Genomic DNA, 17,649 nt, shown 5'->3' with positions numbered 1-17,649 from the left:
AATTTTTGAATGAAGAGTTATAATATAATTTATAAAGATGAAAAAACATTTCAAAAATTTGTAAAAAAGTATAAACTGAAAGAGGAAAAGGCACTTCTTGTTCAGGTATTGAGCGGGATTACAGAGGAAGAGTTCTGTCTCTCTCTTGCACAGTTTATCAAAAAAGAACTCCCCTATGCAAATATCATCGGTACCACAACGGCCGGCGGCATAGCGAATGCTGTCATGTATGACAAAGAAGTTGTGCTCTCTTTGAGTCTCTTTAAAAAGAGTACAGTCGCTTCGAGACTTTACTCTTTTGAAGATGATTTTAATGTTGCAATGATGCAAAAAGCGCTGGTACGGGAAAATACAAAAGCGATGATAATTTTCAGTGACGGATTTAAAAGTAACGCTGAAGCATTGATAGAAAATATTCACAGGACCATGCCAGATATTGTCATTGCAGGAGGAAGAGCCGGTGATGAACTTTTTCAAAAAACATTTGTTTTTGACGAGAAAAATTACAGTGATAACGGATGTGTGATAGCAACATTAAGCGGTGAGGAACTGCATGCCAAGAGTGATTATATTCTTGCCTGGACCCCTATCGGCAAAGAGATGATAGTGACAAAAGCACAAGAGACAGTTTTGTATGAACTTGACGGAATCCCTGTTTTGGACATATACAAGAGATACCTTGGCAAGCATATTTTGGAAAAAATTCCTGAAGCATGTGCTCCTTTTCCGTTGTTGCTGAAAAAAGGAGACATTACTGTAGCGCGGGATCCTATTGCTGTGACGCAAGAGGGCTTTTTGCAGTATGCAGGCAGATTTGAAGTAGGCGATGTTGTGCGGTTTAGTTTTGCCGACATTGAAGATTTGACAGATCATCTTGATGAACTTTACGGTGCTTTGAGCCGGCACTGCGCAGAAACAATCTTTATATATTCCTGTGTCGCACGAAAAGCACTTTTAGGAGAAAAACTCGAAGATGAACTGGGTGTTTTGGAAGCCATTGCACCGACAGGCGGTTTTTTTACTTTTGGTGAATTTTTTCAATCTTCTGAGATGGCAGAGTTGTTAAATGTCACAACAACAGCGCTCTTCTTGTCAGAATCAGACTATACAGAGTGCGAGAAAAAAAGTTTTGCACCAAAGCATACTTTTGACTCTATAAAAAAATCATTAACCCATCTGGTCAAGATGACATCCCAGGAGTTGGAAACCCTGACCATTCATGATCCTCTGACTGCCTTGTATAACCGACAGGAGTATATCCGTATAGTTACAAAGAAGATAAAAAGTGCAAAACGGTATGGCGAAGTGTTTGGCATGATGATGATTGATATAGACTTTTTTAAACTGGTCAATGACAATTACGGACACGATGTCGGAGATCATGTCTTGAAAAAAATTGCACAAATTTTGCTGAAAAATGTACGTGAGGATGATTTCGTTGCACGATGGGGCGGCGAAGAATTTATTATTATTGTGAAAAACGCCAAAGTAGAAGCTTTGGAAAAAGTAGCACAGAAGATTCAGAAAAAGATGCTTCAGGAATCTTTTACTCCGGTGCCAAAGGTGACGCTCTCCTTCGGATTAACGCTTTACTGTGAGGGAGATGATGAGGATGCACTCTTTAAACGTGTAGACAATGCACTCTACAGAGCAAAGGAGAATGGAAGAAATCAGTATATCATCGGATAAATTTTGTATTAAGAAAAAATTTGGTTATAATTCCATTCAGAAAATCTGCCCCCATACGGATTTAAAAAATATATAGATATTCGTACTTCGACGAGTATCAAAAGGTAAAAAGATGAAAAAAGGTATTCACCCTCAGTTAGTTGACTGTACTGTAACATGTGCATGTGGAAATAGTTTTGTAACAAAAAGCCAAAAGCCGGAAATGAGAATTGATATTTGTAATGAATGTCACCCGTTCTTTACAGGCGAAGAGCGTATGGTTGATACGGCTGGTCGTATCGAGAAATTTAACGCACGTTACAATAAAAAATAATTTTTTAACTTGCTGACTCTTGTTCCAACTCCGATTGGAAACATCGGCGATATTTCACTCAGAGCGATTGATGCTCTGAGAAATGCCGATACACTTTTATGCGAAGACACCCGCGTTACCAAAAAACTCATCCATATTCTTAAAGAACGCTATAATACAGAATTTAAAGAGAACCAAAAGTTTATTGCTCTGCATTCTCATAATGAACAAAGTTTTGTTGAAAAACTTTCTCCCTCTTTTTTTGAGCAAAATATTGTCTATGTCAGTGATGCCGGCATGCCCGGTGTGAGTGATCCCGGACAGGCCTTGGTTGCCTATTGTCTGGAACATGATATTTCCTATGATGTGCTTCCTGGTGCCAATGCCGTGCTTACTGCTTTTGTTGCCAGTGGATTTTGTGAAACAAAAATGCTGTTTTTAGGATTTTTGGACCATAAAGGAAGCAGTCGCAGTGAAGGTTTGCAGCGTGCTTTGCACAGTGGCTATACAACAGTTTTATATGAGTCCCCCCACCGTTTGGAAAAACTGCTTTTAGAAATTGCAAAAGAAGCACCTGAAAGAGAAATATTTCTGTGTAAAGAGCTGAGTAAGAAATATCAAAGATACCTGCGTGGCACTGCAGCTGAAATAGTTGTAAAACTTGATGGAAATTTTCGTGGCGAATGGGTTGTGGTGATTCAGGCAGCCAATGAACAAAACAGTTCTGCCGTTAGTGAAAACGATATACTGGCACTGGACTTGCCTAAAAAAGTGCAGGCAAAACTTATCAGTAAAATTACAGGTGAAAATACAAAAGAGATCTATCAAAGATTAATGTAAATTTATGAAAAAATTTTAAATAAACACTTTTTTGGATAAAATACTCTCATGTTAATTTATGCCAAACAACCAATATATTATCTTATCAACAACTATCCGCAAAAAATAAAGACTCTGTATCTTGCAAAAGAACTTGAGAAAAAAGAGTACTCCCGCCTTATGAAAATGGATTTTGCAATTAAACGCATTCCAAATGAAGCAGCCGTTAAAATGAGTAAAAATGCCAATCACCAGGGATTTTTGGCTGAAGTTGAAGATTACAAACTCCATAATTACCAGACATTTTTAGACAAAGAGTTTGTAGTTGTTTTGGCAGGGCTCACAGATGTCGGCAATATTGGCGCCATTGTACGAAGTGCTTATGCCTTGGGTGTGGATGCGATTATTGTCAGCGGGATCAAACATCTTGCTGTTGAACCATTGCTCCGTACAAGTACCGGTGCACTTTTTGATATGCCTTTGGCTGTTGAAAATAACATACATAATTTATTGAATGATTTTAAGATGTCCGGTTTTGTCAGCTATGGTGCTGATATGGGCGGTATTGATATCAGAGAAGCAAAAATTGCGAAAAAAAGGCTTTTAGTCCTGGGCAATGAAGGAGAAGGTCTGACCGCAAGAGTAAGCGCGAAGTTAGACAATATAGTCAGTATAAAAATGGCACATGATTTTGATTCACTGAATGTAAGTGTTGCCGGAGCTATTTTAATGGACAGGATGAGATATGAACAATGACGGGTTGCAAAAATTAAAAGATATCGGCGCACAGAAAATTTATGAAGATACACACATACCGGTAGGACATATACAGGCAATTTTGCATGCAAGTTTTGACGGTTTGAACAAAATTCAGTTTATTGGGTTTATTTCGATACTTCAAAGAGAGTACAACATTGATTTGAGTGAATTGAAAAATGCCGGAACTGCCTACTATAATGAAAAAAATCCTGTTGAGACAACCACTGAAGACGGGATTTTTATAGCACCGAAAAAAAAGAAAAACTTCACACTTTTATATATTTTACTTACAATGGTTGCTCTGCTTGCTGCTTTGTATTATACAGTGGAATATACAGATAAAGAGATAAAGACTCCTCCTCCAAAACAAAGCAATATTCAGATTTTATCTGTTGATACAAATGTCAGTCAGAAAAAAGATGAAAACAAGACACTCAAAGATGCAAACACGACACAGGAAACTGCAATAAAAAAAGAAAAAGCCGTAGAGAAAAGTTTTAAAATTATTGCAAGATCAAAAGTCTGGATGGGTTATATTGATGTTGCAACAAACAAGAAATATCAAAAGACATTTACGGGAGAGTTTGATCTTGATCCAGACAAAGAGTGGCTTTTGATTTTTGGGCATGGCTACATAGATATTGTCACGGATACAGAGAAAAAGAAATTTAATTCGAAAAAAACATTAAGACTCCTGTATAAAGAGGGTGCAGTGAAGGAGTTGACTTTTGAGGAATTTAAAAGACTCAACAGAGGTAGTGCATGGTAAAAGTCTTTGTTCTCATGGCACTCTTTTTTGGTTTTGCAAATTGTGCTGATATAACACAAGACCCATTGGATGTGAAAATTAAAAGCTTTTTAGGTGAGAAATCCTATGAGACAAACAAAGATTTTATCAATGTGATTTTTGAACCGAAATCCTCTTTTTATGTCAAAGACAGGGTCAATGCGGTGAAGGTCATACAGACACTCAAAGACAATGGTCTGTTAAATCTTTTTTTTCGTTCACCACAGGATTTTCGGCTCAATTTTAAAACAAGCGGGTATCCTCTCTTTTTTGTAAAAATTATGGAAGACACGCTGCAAAACCTAGGCTATTTCAGATATGTGACAACAGCATCAAATTTTGACAGTTCAGAATTTTCCTGGAGTATCAATCTCACATCAGAGTATGCAACCGACCCTTTGATACTGCAAAACGAACTGCAAAAAAGCGGTTGTAATATAATAGACGTAGAAAAAAATTCTTTGAAAGAGTGGACATACACCATTGACATAAGCAACGGATATCTCAATGTCGCTCAGCTGCATACAGGCGAAGAGATGAAACTAAAGCGCTCTTTGTATGCCCACTGGCTTGATATTTCAAAGATCAGAAGTCTGACGATCAAAAGTTCAAGAAGAAACAGATGGTATCCGTATATTGCTTATTATGATGCCTCTTTGCATCTTTTAAAACTTTTTAAAAAAAATAAAATTTATAAAAAACTGACACTTATCATGCCCAAAAATGCGAAATATATCAAAATATCGGATATGCATACACTCAAAAATGTCAAAGATTCTCTTGTTTTATATCCAAAGGGCAAAAGATAATTTACAGACCGTAACTTTATTCTAATAATTTTTCGCTAAAATAGCACTAAATATTTCATGTTATAGGGTAAACAATGTTTGATGAGTTTAATTTTAATAGAGTTGAGAGACTTCCAAAGTATGTATTTGCGGAAGTTAATGATATAAAAATGGCAGAACGCCGTGCCGGTAAAGATGTGATAGATTTTTCTATGGGAAATCCTGACGGACCGACGCCGGAGCATATACGAAACAAACTTGTCGAATCAGCCCAAAAGACAAAAACACACGGATACTCTTCTTCAAAAGGGATTCCGAAACTCCTCAAAGCAATTGCAGACTGGTATGAACGCCGTTATGACTGCAAGCTTGATCCTGAAACAGAGTGTGTGGCGACAATGGGTTCCAAAGAGGGGTATGCACACCTTACCTATGCCATTACAAACATAGGAGATGTGGCGGTTGTACCTGATCCTACCTACCCGATTCACGAATACTCTTTTATTTTGGCCGGAGGCAATGTTATCAAATTCGGTATAGAGTTTGATGAGCATTACCGGGTGAATGAAGATCACTTTTTTGAGAGTCTGGAAAAGGTTTTCAAAGAGAGCTCCCCGAAACCAAAATATGTTTTGGTCAATTTTCCGCACAATCCGACAACAGCAACGGTTACGCCTGAGTTTTATGAACGTTTGGTTGCGATGGCAAAAGAGAAAAGATTTTATGTGATTTCCGATATTGCCTACGGTGACATTACCTTTGACGGCTATAAAACACCTTCTATTATGAGCGTAGAGGGTGCAAAAGATGTGGCAGTCGAGTCGTTTACGCTTTCAAAATCGTACAATATGGCAGGCTGGCGTGTAGGTTTCTTTGTAGGAAACAAAAAACTCATAGGCGCCTTGCAAAAAATCAAATCATGGCTGGATTACGGTATGTTTACGCCTATTCAGGTGGCGGCGACGGTTGCACTGAACGGGGACCAGACCTGTGTGAGCGAAATTACCCAAAAATACAATCACCGCCAGGAGGTGCTCATAGAAGCATTCGGGCGTGCAGGCTGGCATATACAAAAGAATGAGGCAACAATGTTTTCCTGGGCAAAAATTCCTGAGTGTGTCGCACATCTCGGTTCTTTGGAATTTTCAAAACGACTGTTGATTGAAGCAGGTGTTGCCGTGGCTCCGGGAATCGGTTTTGGAGAATACGGTGAAGGCTATGTTCGTATAGCACTCATTGAAAATGACAACAGAATTCGTCAGGCGGCAAGAAATATTAAAGAATTTTTAAAACAGTTTGACGGCTGTAAAAAAGAGAGTAAAAAGTAATGATAAAAGTCGGAATAATCGGTGTCGGAACAGTCGGAACAAGTGTAGCCCAGATTTTAAAAGAGAATGCGGATGTGATTTCTGCCCGTGCGGGTGTTGATATTGTCGTCAAAAGCGGTGTCGTGAAAAATCTCAAAAAAGAGCGGGGTCTGGACATTGTATTAACAGATAATGTAGATGATATTTTAAATGATGAAGAAATAGACATTGTCGTAGAATTGATGGGCGGAGTAGAAGAGGCATTTGAAGTGGTAAAACGCGCACTCAAAGCCGGTAAGTCTGTTGTAACTGCAAACAAAGCGCTGCTGGCATACCATCGTTATGAATTGCAGGAGATTGCAAAAGACAAAGCCTTTGAATTTGAAGCGAGTGTTGCCGGTGGTATTCCAATCATAACGGCACTTCGTGACGGTTTGTCTGCAAATCATATAGAATCAATCATGGGAATTATGAACGGTACATGTAACTATATGATGACAAAGATGACGAATGAGGGTGTGGCATACGATGACATTTTAAAAGAGTCTCAGGAACTCGGCTATGCCGAAGCTGATCCGACGTTTGATGTGGGCGGATATGATGCTGCGCACAAGCTGCTTATTTTGGCTTCCATTGCTTACGGCATTGATGCAAAACCCGAGGATATTCTGATTGAGGGCATTGAAAATGTGACGCAGGACGATATTGCATTTGCCAAAGAGTTCGGTTATGCCATCAAACTTTTAGGGATTGCAAAAAAAGACAAAAATGAAGTTGAGTTGCGAGTACATGCCTGTTTGATTAAACAAGAAGAGATGATAGCAAAAATAGACGGCGTGATGAACGGCATCTCTGTTGTCGGTGACAAAGTCGGCGAAACACTCTACTACGGTCCGGGTGCAGGCGGCGATGCAACGGCTTCGGCAGTTGTGGCAAACATCATAGATATAGCAAGAAGCGGAAAATCGACGCCGATGCTTGGATTTAACCGACCGATGGAAGGCAATCAGCTGACACTCAAACCAACGGAAAAAATCGAGTCCAAATACTATTTGAGAGTCAATGTCTCAGACAGAACCGGTGTTTTGGCAAGACTGACAAAAATATTTGAAACACACAATATCTCTATAGAAACAATGCTGCAGCGTCCAAGTGACAATGAAAGTGCAAACCTGTTGATATCAACACATACAGCCGTGGAAAAAGATATACAAAATATGATCCGCGAACTTGAAGCACTTGATTTTATAAATGCAAAACCTTCTATGATCAGGATAGTGTAACTTTTAAGATGAAAATCCTGATTACAGGGGCAAGCTCCGGTCTTGGTGCGGAATTTGCACGTCAATATGCGAACAAAGATACTGAACTTATTTTGTTGGCACGCAGAGAGCAAAAACTGCAAAGCCTGCAAAAAGAACTCGCTCCAAAATGTAAAAGTATTACTTTGCTTGTTGTGGATGTAACTGATTTTTCGCAACTGCAAGAAAAAATCAAGTCAGTCGGAGCAGTTGATTTGCTTCTGTTAAATGCAGGAATATCGCTTGGACATACGCAAACTATTCCAACGATACATGATTTTCAAAATCTTTACAATGTCAATGTGCTGGCAAATCATGCGATTTTAGAAGTGCTTTTACCGCAACTGCAGGCACAAAAAAGCGGTCATATTGTATTTGTTTCATCGCTTTCATCACTTTTTACTATGCCGAGTGCAAAAGTGTATGCTTCGTCCAAACGTGCTTTAAATGCCTATGCTGAGGGTATATTTTACAAGTATGCAAAAGACGGTTTACATGTAAGCATACTTTTGCCGGGATTTGTCAAAAGTGAAATGACTGACAAAAATGAATTTAAGATGCCGTTTTTGCTGGATACTGCAGAGGGAGTCAAACGTATGAAAAAGGCAATAGAAAAAAGAAAAAAGTTTTATGCCTTTCCTCTTAGATTTTATTTAATCATTCGTTTTATGAATTTACTTCCATCAGCTTTAAGTCAAAGAATTGTAAACTATCTTTCATAGTTGCATATTGCAGATTTTTTAAGAATATTTTATGAAGACAAATCCTCCCTTCGGTCTGAGCTTCACAAAACATCCTTAAAAAATCTTATTGAAAATATGGTAATAGTTAAGGGTGGAAAATGGAAAATATAGAGACAATAGACAGTGTGTGCGCATACTGTGGCGTAGGCTGTGACATTGCCGCACATGTTGATGTCAAAGAGAACAAAATCAAGAAGATATTCGCACATCCCGACGGTGCTACATCAGAGGGAAAGCTTTGTATCAAAGGAACATACGGTTTTGACTTTGTTGATGCAAAAGAGCGTATTAAAAATCCCCGTATCCGAAAAAGCTTTTTGGAAAAGAATCCTCATATCAAAGCTGTTATAGCTGATTCGCTTCATTCTCTGGATGAAAAATGGTATGAAACAAATTTGGAGAGTGCAACAACAGCCGGTGCAATGAAGCTCAAAGATATTCAGGCAAAATATGGCGACAAATCTGTCTGTTCGCTTGGCGGGGCAAGAAGCTCTTGTGAGAGTGCCTACTATTTTCAGAAATTTACGCGTTATACACTGAACTCTCCACATGTGGACAACTGTGCGAGAGTCTGCCATTCCCCATCACTAAAAGGCATGCGTCTTACTATAGGCGAAGGGGCTGCCTCGAATCCTTTTGATGATATATACAAAACAGAATTTATGATCGTAATGGGCTCAAATACTACAGAAGCCCATCCTATTGTCGGAAACCGTATGATAAAAGCGGCACAAAAGGGCACGCCTATTGCATGTTTTGATGTTCGTGAGATAAAACTGCACAAGTTTTCAAAGTATAAAGCGGTAACACCTCATGAATCAAATCTGCTTGTTTTAAATATGATAGCCTACACTATCATCAAAGAAGAGCTTTACTGTAAAGATTTTATCAAAAACAGAACAAAGAACTGGGAACATTTCAAGGAAAACATATTAGCCGACCCGTATGCAAATCCGGAGTTTTTCAGAGATGTAGAAGGGTATGAGTATCTTGCGGATATGCTTCCTGAAATTGCCCGTGAGTATGCGGCCAAAAAGTCTTTGATTCTCTGGGGTCTCGGGATTACCGAACATGTGGACGGTTCCTATGCTGTTATGGCCATAGTGCATTTGGCACTTATGACCGGAAATATCGGTAAAGACGGAGCCGGTGTTATGCCGCTTCGTGGACAGACCAATGTACAGGGTGTCTGTGACATGGGAATGCTTCCGTATTATGCGCCTGATTATACAGCTCCAAAAGAGGTAGGACTAATGACACCCCAATTGGTTGACGGAATGCTTGACGGAAGTATAAAAGGTGTTCTCAACATTGGTGAGGATCTGACACACATTCATCCGAATCTTAACAAGATTACGAAAGCCTTTGAAAATTTGGAACTGATATTTGTGCAAGAGCTTTTTATGACAGATATTGCCGAACGTGCCGATATAGTGGTAGGTGTAAAATCAGCCTACGAAAAAACAGGTGTTTATATCAATGCCATGAGAAAAGTACATCTTTCAAGACCTTTGGTAGAGTGTGATTTACCTGATGACTGGGAAGTGATCAAACTGCTTGATGAAAAGATGGGCGGCGGTTTTGGTTTTGACTCGTCCGAAGCAATATGGGAAGATGTCAGAAAAACAGCGACAAACAGATTTAAAGGCGCTTCTTACAAAGTGCTCAGAGAAAATGAAAAAAAAGGCATTTCCTGGCCGATAACCGAAGAGGGAGAGGGCACTCCTGTACTGCATCGCGAAGATTTCAGAACACGTGACGGCATTGGTGCTTTTAGATACCACGGATACAAACTCTCAGGGATGGTAGAAGAGATTTTAAACAAAAATCTCAAAGGATACCATCTTACAACAGGCCGTGCTATGGCACATTACAACAACTCTGCACAAACAAAATATACCGAAAAACTGATGAAACGCTATACAGAGGATCTCTTGTTGGTACATGAAGAGGATGCGGCAGACTTTGTGAGCGAAAAGGTGATTCTAAAAACAGAGTTTGGTCAGACAAATCCTCTTCGTGTAAAGTTTACCAACAAAGTCCGTCCAAAAACGCTTTATACAACATTTCATCATGCAGATTCAAAACTGAACAATATATTTGGAGACAAGAGTGATGAGCTGATTATGACAGCGGCATTTAAGTCTATACAAGTTGAAATAATAAACTGCTAAGCAAACACCAGCCCAGGTTAAAACCTGGGTTCCGAATAAATATAAGCATCTCAAGATATCGAGGAACCCAGACTTCAGTCTGGGCTGAGAGTTGTTTTGAAAATTGCCAAGAAAGGACATAAACCCATGAGCAGAGCAAAAGGAAATATAGCAGAAGAAAAGGCTGCTCTATTCCTGCAAGAACATGGGTATACTATTTTAGAAAAGAATTTTTATTCCCGTTTTGGCGAATTGGACATTATTGCCTTCAAAGATAATATCCTGCATTTCATAGAAGTAAAAAGCGGTGAAAATTATGAACTAGCCATTCAAAACATAACACCGGCAAAACTCTCCCGTCTTATAAAAACCGCACAGGTCTATATGAAAAAAAATACTCTGGATCCTGAGTATATGTTTGATGCACTGATAGTCACCCCGAAAAACATAGAAATATTGGAAAATATTACAATTTAATTTAATTTTTGCTAAACTGTAGAAAGTGATATTTGTTTTACAGGTTTTTTTATGAAAAATAATTTTTTGAATGATACAATGAATAAAGACTATTTGCTCAAAACATTTGACAGAGATGTCATTTTTTCTGCAACTGATTTGCAGGGAAAAATTGTATATGCCAGTGAGGCATTTTGCAGAATAAGCAAATATTCAAAAGAAGAACTTTTAGGAAAAAACCATAATATTTTAAGACATAAAGATATGCCAAAAGAGCTGTTTGCAGATTTGTGGGCTACTCTAAAAGCCGGAAAAGAATGGTATGGCGAGATAAAAAACAGGGCCAAAGACGGCAGTTTTTATTGGGTGTATGCGCATATCGGACCATATACCAATGAGAGCGGAGAAGTTGTCGGCTACCATGCATTGAGAGAAAACATTACAGACAAAAAAGCTTTGCAGGAGCTGCAGAAAAATATGGAAAATATGAATGAGTATCTCAAAGAAGAGGTACACCGCAGAATCAAAGATATTGTAGCACTCAACAAAGATATACGCGAAACACAAAAAGAGATCATATTTACAATGGGCACAATTGGCGAGAGCCGTTCCAAAGAGACAGGAAATCATGTAAGGCGGGTTGCAGAGTATTCCCGCTTGTTGGCGGAGTACAGTGGTATGGATAAATTTCATGCGCAGATGTTAAAAGAAGCAAGTCCAATGCATGACATAGGAAAAGTAGGCATACCCGATGCCATACTCAACAAACCCGCAAGACATACAGCCCAGGAGACTGAAATTATGAAGACACACACTACTCTGGGGTATGATATGCTTAGGCACAGCGACAAAGAACTTTTACAGATTGCAGCTACGATTGCGTATGAGCATCATGAAAAATATGACGGCTCTGGATATCCCAGAGGTTTGGCAGGAGAAGAGATAAGCATATATGCAAGAATTACCGCTGTAGCAGATGTATTTGATGCGCTTGGAAGCGAGAGAGTGTACAAAAAAGCCTGGAAGGATGAAGATATTGTTGCAATGTTTCAAGAAGAAAAAGGAAGACACTTTGACCCTCTGCTTGTTGATATATTTTTAAATAATATTGCGGACTTTAAGAAAATAAGAGACCGATATTGTGATGTTGCCTGCTCTTAGTTATTTGTATTTAGATCGGCTTCGTCTAAAAGGGTAAAAAAGCCTGCGGGCTCAAGCACTCCGAAACTTTCAAATAAAATTTTTCCCTGTGAATTAAGAAAATAGTGTCTTGGAACGCCGAATCTTTGGAATTTTTTTGGAATGAAGTGCCGGTCACGTGAGAGATATACAAGGATATAGTCTTGACGAAGCCTCTGTATGATTTTTTTTTGAGAGAGTGTTACTTCTTTAAATCTTTTGCAAAAATGGCATCTGTCCGCTCCGACAAAGAGGTAAATGTTTTTGTGCGCTTTTTGTGCTTGATTTACTGCCGTATTGTAATCATGCAGCCATTTGTCTGTTTCAAATCCAAAAAGAGAAGATGCTAAAAATAGGATAGTTATAAATGTTTTCATAATCAAATTGTATTAGGATTACAATTAAAATGATATAATTTTCTTAATATAAAATGATATCTTAGGAAAAATGATGAAAGAAGCAAAAATATTTTTCGGTTCTAAAGAAGCAGAAAAAGCAGAAGTAAGCCAAAGAAAATCGCCTTACAGCGGGGAAGTGGTATCAACTGCTCCTGTATGCAGTGAAGAGGATGCAAAAAAAGCATTGCAGATTGCCAAAGATGCCGCTGTATTTGCCAAAAAAAGTACTTTGGCACAGCGTTGCGCATGGCTGCTTGATGTTGCCAAAAAACTTCAAGAAAACAAAGAAGATTTGGCAAAAACCATTACGGATGAAGTAGGGAAGCCTATCTCTTTTTCACGTATAGAAGTTGAACGTTGTATTGAAACCATAACGCTTTCAGCAGAGACAATGCGGACAATGCACGGTGAAACGATCAACACTGATGCCATGCCCAGCGGAAAAAAAACGCTTAGCTTTTTTCGACGCGAACCTGCCGGTGTTGTTGTGGCAATTACGCCTTTTAATTTTCCTTTAAATCTCGTGGCACATAAACTCGGACCGGCACTTGTCGCAGGTAATGCCGTAGTGCTTAAACCGACACCCGAAGCACCTCTGACCGCATACAAGTTTGCAAAGCTTTTTATAGAGAGTGATTATGCCGTACCTGATGCATTAAGTGTTGTTTACGGTGATGCAGAAGTTGGTAATGCACTAATTACAAGCGATATTCCCCGTGTTATCAGTTTTACAGGCAGTGTTCCTGTCGGCAATATTATTACAAAGAATGCCGGTATCAAAAAAATAGGACTTGAACTCGGAGGCAATGCCGCGACATTCATAGAAAAATCGGCTGATCTGGCCTATGCTGCAACGAAATGCGCCATGGGTGCTTTTGTCAATTCGGGACAGGTGTGTATATCGCTGCAGCGTATTTATGTGCAAGAAGATATATATGATGAATTTGCAGAACTTATGGCAGCCGCTACAAAAAAACTCAAAGTCGGCAGCCCTTATGATGAGGAGACATTTATGGGACCGCTCATAGATGATGAATCATGCCAGCGTGCTATGGGTTGGGTTGATGCCGCTATAAAAGAGGGTGCAATTCCTTTACTGGTTCCGCGTTTGGAAGGCAGAACATTTTATCCCTGTGTCATGGCAAATGTAAGGGATGATATGGCAATTGTCTGCGAAGAGGTCTTTGCACCGATAGTTTCGCTGGTAAAAGTGATGGATTTTGATGATGCTGCCCTAAGAATGAATGACTCGCCTTACGGTTTGCAGTTTTCGGTTTTTACGAACGATTTAAGCATTGCAAACCGTGCAATAGAGGAGCTTGATGCGGGCGGAATAGTTATAAATGATATGCCGACACTTCGTTTTGACATACAGCCCTACGGCGGGGTGAAACTCAGCGGAGTAGGACGCGAAGGTCCGCGTTTTGCCATAGAAGAGATGACGGAGTTGAAGTCTATTGTCATTTGTTAAATGACAAGTGAAATTTAGACTTTTGTACCCTAAGAGTCGGCACTAAAGTACCGATTCCGATGAAAGAGCTTTTGGGAACCCGCACTTTTAACGCTAAAGCGTAACTTAGAAAAAACTAAATTTTTTTTTGCAGTGCGGGCTTTGTTTTTTTACAAGAGAGGGCTGTATGAAAAAAAAAGTAATCGTTTCTGCCTGTTTACTCGGTGAGTGTTGCCGTTATGACGGTAAAACAAAAAAGACAGATGTGGTAGAAGAGGCTTTAAAGGAGTATGAAATCATTCCTTTCTGCCCTGAAGCACCGCTTTTTGGAACGCCGAGAGAACGTATCAATGTTTTGGAAATACACGGAAAAAAGAGAATCGTGACAGATGAGACAAACAAAGATGTTACACAGCTTTTGGAAGACGAAATAAACACTTTTATGAAACTGTATCCAAATGTTGAGCGTATCATCCTCAAATCCAAGTCACCAAGCTGCGGATATGGTACGACTCCTGTTTTGAATGAGAAAAAAGAGACTGTGAAACTCGGCAACGGAATCGCTGCAGAGCTTATGAGCAAATATTACAAAAATATCAAAATCGAAGATGAATTAAATTTTATGAAACATAATCCAAACGAGTCAGATAGACTTTAAAAGCATCATCCAGATCATAAAAAAACTCTAACTCGGGATTGTTCGCATCTATCGTAAACTCTCTCTCATGCATTTTGTTTTTCTCCATTTTCAGTGGGTTTGAAAATTGTAGTATTTTTTTATTCCATTTTGGTTACAAAGAGTGACACATATTCTCTGTTAATCTCCTACAGGAATATAGGCAAAACCGTCATTTTGTTTGTTGATAAGTCCTATGGTAGAGTTTGGAATAATTTTTACAAAAGGAACAATGTCATCTTTTGTAAGCCTGTTGCGGTCCATTGCCGCTCCACACATTAGAAATTCCACATCGTAGGTGTCAGCCATTGTGGCGATACGCTGCTTGAGCTCTTTGTAGGCTTTTTGAAGTTTTTGATCATTTTTAAAGATGGTAGTGTCCAGATTTTTTACAAAAAATCTGTAGGCTCCTCCATGGATAACAACGGCTACATCAAGCTCTTTGAGCTGGTTTGCATAGAGTGTTTTGTTGAAAACAATTCCTTTGAGTATATTTCTTTCAAATTTTGCCAAATTTTTTGTTGTCAAATCATACACTGCCTTTGCATTTTCATCTTCGGCCTGAACCAGACTAAGAAGCAAGGTTAAAATCAGTATCACTTTTTTCATTATAAGTTCCTTTGAAATATCTTATCCCAGATAAGTAAAATTTATGTAAAATCACTTTTCTTTTTTTAGTACAACTTCACCCAGACCTGTTTTTACAGGGTATCCTGCTTTTACCCAGCCTTTGAGCCCGCCTTTGAGCGTGGTTACATTTTTGTAACCCATTTTTTTCAACACTTCGGCTGCCAATGCCCCTCTGCCTCCGCTTCGACAGTATGTAACAATCTGTATATCAGGATCTTTGATCTTTTTGGCTACTTCCCATTCTAAATTTCCACGGGTAATGGCTACAAAATTTTCTTTGTTGAACTCATCATAGGGAATACTTCCCTCGGATCGCTGTTCACTCTCTCTTACATCCAGAACAATTACGTCTTCACCCTCATCAAGCAAAGCTTTAAGCTGTTTTGCAGGCATCTCTCCCACACTTTTTCTGGCTTCTTTGATAAGCACCATTTTATTTGCAATATCTGCCATGAGCAGGTTGGTACTCAACAATGCAATGATCAATAACAATTTTTTCATTGTTATTCCTTTGTTTTGAAATAACCTAATAGTTAAATGCTTAATTAGGCATTTAACTAAATAGATGAGAGTATGGTATAATTTTATAATTAAAATGTCAAGGACAACAATGCTGGATATGCAACAAAAAATCAAGATATTCAAGGCGCTTGGGAATGAAACACGTTTTTTAATTTTTAAAAATGTTTTTACGGGCGGATATACATGTTCTCTTGATAAAAAAGATCCGAAGGTCAAGGTCAGTCCCCATGCAACCTGTGTAAGCACCATTGCCGAGCATTTTGATTTTTCGCTGCCAACGATCTCAAAACATTTAAAAGAACTTCGAGAAGCCGGTATCATCACAATGGAAAAAAAATCAAATAAAATCTATATAGAACCGAATATGGAAACAATTCGGGAGTTAGGGGGCTGTTTCAATACTTTGGTTGAAAACTTTGAAGCCAATCGGGAACTTTTTTTCACATAAGCAAAGCGTGTAAAATTACAACTTTTTAAGTTTTTTCTCCCTGTCAAGATAAAAAACATCAAAATCAGCGGCAACAAAACATTCCCCTTTATAGGCAAACTTTATCTCCCTGCAAATCATTTCTGCATCGCAGGAACTTCCCCGTGAATATCTTGGACTGATGTGGGTAGCTATAAGATTTTTTATGTGATGTTTCTGTGCCGCTTCACCCAGTTTTTTTGCTGTAGTATGAAGAAATTTTGTCTTTAATGCATCGTATACTTTCTGTGTGTAGGTACTTTCATGCACCAGCAGATCAAGATTCTCCAGATAAGCGCCTAAAATATCAGGTTCACTGTTGTCTCCGGCTACTATGAGACTTCTTCCCGGCAGGGGAGACAGCATATAGTCCTTTGAGAGAAACTCTTTTCCTTTGTGCATAATGCTGTTTCCGCGTTTAAGCTCTCCATAAAGAGGCGAAGGCTCGAGTCCCGCCAGGCGCAGCTTTTGCTCATCAAGTTTGTCTGTTGTGTCATGCTCTTGTATAAAATAGGCAAAACTTTCCACAGAGTGTACAAGCGGGAGAACACGGAGGACGAATTTGTCAAAGTTTATTCTCCTGTTTGCTTCTGTCTCAACTATTTTGAGCGTATATCCCAGATGCTCTTGGGAAGTGTCTGTAACACATTCAATGAAATGTTTGATTCCTTTTGGTCCATAGATCGTCAGAGGAGAAAAGGCTTTATCGAGTTTTTTTGAAGAGAGCAGTCCGGGAAGTCCGTAGCAATGGTCGCCGTGGAGATGGGTGATGAAGACTGTAGAGAGTTTTCCAATGCAAAGAGAGGTTCTGAGTATCTGATGCTGCGTAGCTTCCCCGCAGTCAAAAAGATACCATTTATTGTCTTGGTCAAATTCGAGTGCAAGGGCTGTAACATTTCTCTCTTTTGTCGGCTTGCCGGCACTTGTTCCTAAAAAAGTAAGTTTCAATGCGTATTCCTTATATTTGTAATATAGGGCACTTCTAAAAACCCTGATATCCCTCAAAGCCAAAAAGAGGAGTGAGATTGTGCAAAACTTTTCTTGAACCATAGCCGTAGCTACGGTGATAGAAAATTTTGTGCAAGATTGCTTCTCTTTTTGGTTCCCGCAGGGCATTTTAGCAAAAGCACTACTGCTTCGTTAAAACCACTTGAAGCTACTCGTAGCTCCTGCGTAGTTTTTGCCTTGCATTAGTACCTTCGCTATAATGTTGAGATATATCAGGGTTTTTAGA

At 39.0% G+C, this 17,649-nt stretch carries 19 protein-coding genes; 15 read left to right on the top strand and 4 right to left on the bottom strand.

The window, feature by feature from the left end; translation table 11 throughout:
- Positions 1 to 9: 9 nt before the first annotated feature.
- The 12 genes from MLC35_RS10165 (at position 10) to MLC35_RS10110 (ending at position 12,255) form a co-directional block, all read left to right on the top strand.
- Positions 10 to 1,689 carry a sensor domain-containing diguanylate cyclase gene (locus MLC35_RS10165; protein WP_434636865.1) on the top strand — a complete coding sequence of 560 codons (1,680 nt, stop codon included), beginning with the start codon at positions 10 to 12 and terminating at the stop codon, positions 1,687 to 1,689.
- A gap of 112 nt (positions 1,690 to 1,801) precedes the next feature.
- Positions 1,802 to 2,002: a 50S ribosomal protein L31 gene (rpmE, locus tag MLC35_RS10160; RefSeq protein ID WP_151899487.1), complete on the top strand. Its 201-nt coding sequence runs from the start codon at positions 1,802 to 1,804 to the stop codon at positions 2,000 to 2,002.
- A 9-nt stretch (positions 2,003 to 2,011) separates the two neighbouring features.
- Positions 2,012 to 2,821, top strand: a complete 810-nt coding sequence (rsmI, locus tag MLC35_RS10155; RefSeq protein ID WP_151899488.1) for a 16S rRNA (cytidine(1402)-2'-O)-methyltransferase — start codon at positions 2,012 to 2,014, stop codon at positions 2,819 to 2,821.
- 48 nt (positions 2,822 to 2,869) lie between these two features.
- Positions 2,870 to 3,556 carry a 23S rRNA (guanosine(2251)-2'-O)-methyltransferase RlmB gene (rlmB, locus tag MLC35_RS10150; protein ID WP_151899489.1) on the top strand — a complete coding sequence of 229 codons (687 nt, stop codon included), beginning with the start codon at positions 2,870 to 2,872 and terminating at the stop codon, positions 3,554 to 3,556.
- The gene (locus MLC35_RS10145) at positions 3,546 to 4,328 is read left to right on the top strand and encodes a hypothetical protein (RefSeq protein WP_434636862.1); all 783 of its coding nucleotides are present in this window, start codon (positions 3,546 to 3,548) and stop codon (positions 4,326 to 4,328) included. The genes rlmB and MLC35_RS10145 overlap by 11 nt, the downstream gene beginning before the upstream one ends.
- Positions 4,322 to 5,155, top strand: coding sequence for a hypothetical protein (locus MLC35_RS10140; protein WP_434636860.1), 834 nt, complete (start codon positions 4,322 to 4,324; stop codon positions 5,153 to 5,155). Before MLC35_RS10145 ends, MLC35_RS10140 begins: the two co-directional genes overlap by 7 nt.
- A gap of 74 nt (positions 5,156 to 5,229) precedes the next feature.
- Positions 5,230 to 6,462, top strand: a complete 1,233-nt coding sequence (locus MLC35_RS10135; protein ID WP_151899492.1) for an LL-diaminopimelate aminotransferase — start codon at positions 5,230 to 5,232, stop codon at positions 6,460 to 6,462.
- Entirely contained in the window at positions 6,462 to 7,724 is a 1,263-nt protein-coding gene (locus tag MLC35_RS10130) for a homoserine dehydrogenase (protein WP_434580402.1), read from the top strand. The genes MLC35_RS10135 and MLC35_RS10130 overlap by 1 nt, the downstream gene beginning before the upstream one ends.
- Before the next feature lie 8 nt (positions 7,725 to 7,732).
- Complete coding sequence (locus MLC35_RS10125; protein ID WP_434636858.1) at positions 7,733 to 8,464, top strand: SDR family NAD(P)-dependent oxidoreductase; 732 nt, start codon at positions 7,733 to 7,735, stop codon at positions 8,462 to 8,464.
- Between the two features lie 119 nt (positions 8,465 to 8,583).
- Positions 8,584 to 10,659 carry a molybdopterin oxidoreductase family protein gene (locus MLC35_RS10120; protein WP_434636856.1) on the top strand — a complete coding sequence of 692 codons (2,076 nt, stop codon included), beginning with the start codon at positions 8,584 to 8,586 and terminating at the stop codon, positions 10,657 to 10,659.
- A 126-nt stretch (positions 10,660 to 10,785) separates the two neighbouring features.
- Entirely contained in the window at positions 10,786 to 11,115 is a 330-nt protein-coding gene (locus MLC35_RS10115) for a YraN family protein (RefSeq protein ID WP_151899496.1), read from the top strand.
- 51 nt (positions 11,116 to 11,166) lie between these two features.
- Complete coding sequence (locus tag MLC35_RS10110; protein ID WP_151899497.1) at positions 11,167 to 12,255, top strand: HD domain-containing phosphohydrolase; 1,089 nt, start codon at positions 11,167 to 11,169, stop codon at positions 12,253 to 12,255.
- On the opposite strand, the gene MLC35_RS10105 is transcribed toward MLC35_RS10110, so the two are convergent.
- Positions 12,252 to 12,650 (bottom strand): thioredoxin family protein, encoded by a 399-nt coding sequence (locus MLC35_RS10105; RefSeq protein WP_346389658.1) that lies wholly within the window; start codon positions 12,648 to 12,650, stop codon positions 12,252 to 12,254. The two genes, MLC35_RS10110 and MLC35_RS10105, sit on opposite strands and share 4 nt — an antisense overlap.
- A 73-nt stretch (positions 12,651 to 12,723) precedes the next feature.
- Here MLC35_RS10105 and MLC35_RS10100 point away from each other — a divergent pair, with 73 nt between their 5' ends.
- The gene (locus tag MLC35_RS10100) at positions 12,724 to 14,142 is read left to right on the top strand and encodes an aldehyde dehydrogenase family protein (RefSeq protein ID WP_434636853.1); all 1,419 of its coding nucleotides are present in this window, start codon (positions 12,724 to 12,726) and stop codon (positions 14,140 to 14,142) included.
- A 166-nt stretch (positions 14,143 to 14,308) separates the two neighbouring features.
- Complete coding sequence (locus tag MLC35_RS10095; protein ID WP_434636851.1) at positions 14,309 to 14,779, top strand: DUF523 domain-containing protein; 471 nt, start codon at positions 14,309 to 14,311, stop codon at positions 14,777 to 14,779.
- A 159-nt stretch (positions 14,780 to 14,938) separates the two neighbouring features.
- Here the strand turns inward: MLC35_RS10095 and MLC35_RS10090 are convergent, their stop codons facing one another.
- Together MLC35_RS10090 and MLC35_RS10085 are read right to left on the bottom strand one after the other, a co-directional pair.
- Complete coding sequence (locus MLC35_RS10090; RefSeq protein ID WP_151899502.1) at positions 14,939 to 15,406, bottom strand: DsrE family protein; 468 nt, start codon at positions 15,404 to 15,406, stop codon at positions 14,939 to 14,941.
- Positions 15,407 to 15,457: 51 nt separating this feature from the next.
- Complete coding sequence (locus MLC35_RS10085; RefSeq protein ID WP_434636848.1) at positions 15,458 to 15,928, bottom strand: rhodanese-like domain-containing protein; 471 nt, start codon at positions 15,926 to 15,928, stop codon at positions 15,458 to 15,460.
- 109 nt (positions 15,929 to 16,037) lie between these two features.
- On the opposite strand from MLC35_RS10085, the gene MLC35_RS10080 reads away from it, so the two are divergent.
- Positions 16,038 to 16,397: an ArsR/SmtB family transcription factor gene (locus MLC35_RS10080; protein WP_151899504.1), complete on the top strand. Its 360-nt coding sequence runs from the start codon at positions 16,038 to 16,040 to the stop codon at positions 16,395 to 16,397.
- 15 nt (positions 16,398 to 16,412) lie between these two features.
- Here MLC35_RS10080 and MLC35_RS10075 read toward each other — a convergent pair whose 3' ends face one another.
- On the bottom strand, positions 16,413 to 17,363 hold the full coding sequence (locus MLC35_RS10075) for an MBL fold metallo-hydrolase (RefSeq protein ID WP_434636846.1): 951 nt from the start codon (positions 17,361 to 17,363) through the stop codon (positions 16,413 to 16,415).
- Positions 17,364 to 17,649 lie beyond the last annotated feature (286 nt).

This window comes from Sulfurimonas sp. NW7, from assembly GCF_051132265.1.
GTDB lineage: Bacteria > Campylobacterota > Campylobacteria > Campylobacterales > Sulfurimonadaceae > Sulfurimonas > Sulfurimonas hydrogeniphila.
This window is presented reverse-complemented; position numbering and strand designations above follow the sequence as displayed.

What these genes read in the sequence shown, in the direction of transcription:
- MLC35_RS10165 (WP_434636865.1), top strand. Translation starts at nt 10, where the DNA reads ATGAAGAGTTATAATATAATTTATAAAGATGAAAAAACATTTCAAAAA.
- rpmE (WP_151899487.1), top strand. Translation starts at nt 1,802, where the DNA reads ATGAAAAAAGGTATTCACCCTCAGTTAGTTGACTGTACTGTAACATGT.
- rlmB (WP_151899489.1), top strand. Translation starts at nt 2,870, where the DNA reads ATGTTAATTTATGCCAAACAACCAATATATTATCTTATCAACAACTAT.
- MLC35_RS10145 (WP_434636862.1), top strand. Translation starts at nt 3,546, where the DNA reads ATGAACAATGACGGGTTGCAAAAATTAAAAGATATCGGCGCACAGAAA.
- MLC35_RS10140 (WP_434636860.1), top strand. Translation starts at nt 4,322, where the DNA reads ATGGTAAAAGTCTTTGTTCTCATGGCACTCTTTTTTGGTTTTGCAAAT.
- MLC35_RS10135 (WP_151899492.1), top strand. Translation starts at nt 5,230, where the DNA reads ATGTTTGATGAGTTTAATTTTAATAGAGTTGAGAGACTTCCAAAGTAT.
- MLC35_RS10130 (WP_434580402.1), top strand. Translation starts at nt 6,462, where the DNA reads ATGATAAAAGTCGGAATAATCGGTGTCGGAACAGTCGGAACAAGTGTA.
- MLC35_RS10125 (WP_434636858.1), top strand. Translation starts at nt 7,733, where the DNA reads ATGAAAATCCTGATTACAGGGGCAAGCTCCGGTCTTGGTGCGGAATTT.
- MLC35_RS10120 (WP_434636856.1), top strand. Translation starts at nt 8,584, where the DNA reads ATGGAAAATATAGAGACAATAGACAGTGTGTGCGCATACTGTGGCGTA.
- MLC35_RS10115 (WP_151899496.1), top strand. Translation starts at nt 10,786, where the DNA reads ATGAGCAGAGCAAAAGGAAATATAGCAGAAGAAAAGGCTGCTCTATTC.
- MLC35_RS10110 (WP_151899497.1), top strand. Translation starts at nt 11,167, where the DNA reads ATGAAAAATAATTTTTTGAATGATACAATGAATAAAGACTATTTGCTC.
- MLC35_RS10105 (WP_346389658.1), bottom strand. Translation starts at nt 12,650, where the DNA reads ATGAAAACATTTATAACTATCCTATTTTTAGCATCTTCTCTTTTTGGA.
- MLC35_RS10100 (WP_434636853.1), top strand. Translation starts at nt 12,724, where the DNA reads ATGAAAGAAGCAAAAATATTTTTCGGTTCTAAAGAAGCAGAAAAAGCA.
- MLC35_RS10095 (WP_434636851.1), top strand. Translation starts at nt 14,309, where the DNA reads ATGAAAAAAAAAGTAATCGTTTCTGCCTGTTTACTCGGTGAGTGTTGC.
- MLC35_RS10090 (WP_151899502.1), bottom strand. Translation starts at nt 15,406, where the DNA reads ATGAAAAAAGTGATACTGATTTTAACCTTGCTTCTTAGTCTGGTTCAG.
- MLC35_RS10085 (WP_434636848.1), bottom strand. Translation starts at nt 15,928, where the DNA reads ATGAAAAAATTGTTATTGATCATTGCATTGTTGAGTACCAACCTGCTC.
- MLC35_RS10080 (WP_151899504.1), top strand. Translation starts at nt 16,038, where the DNA reads ATGCTGGATATGCAACAAAAAATCAAGATATTCAAGGCGCTTGGGAAT.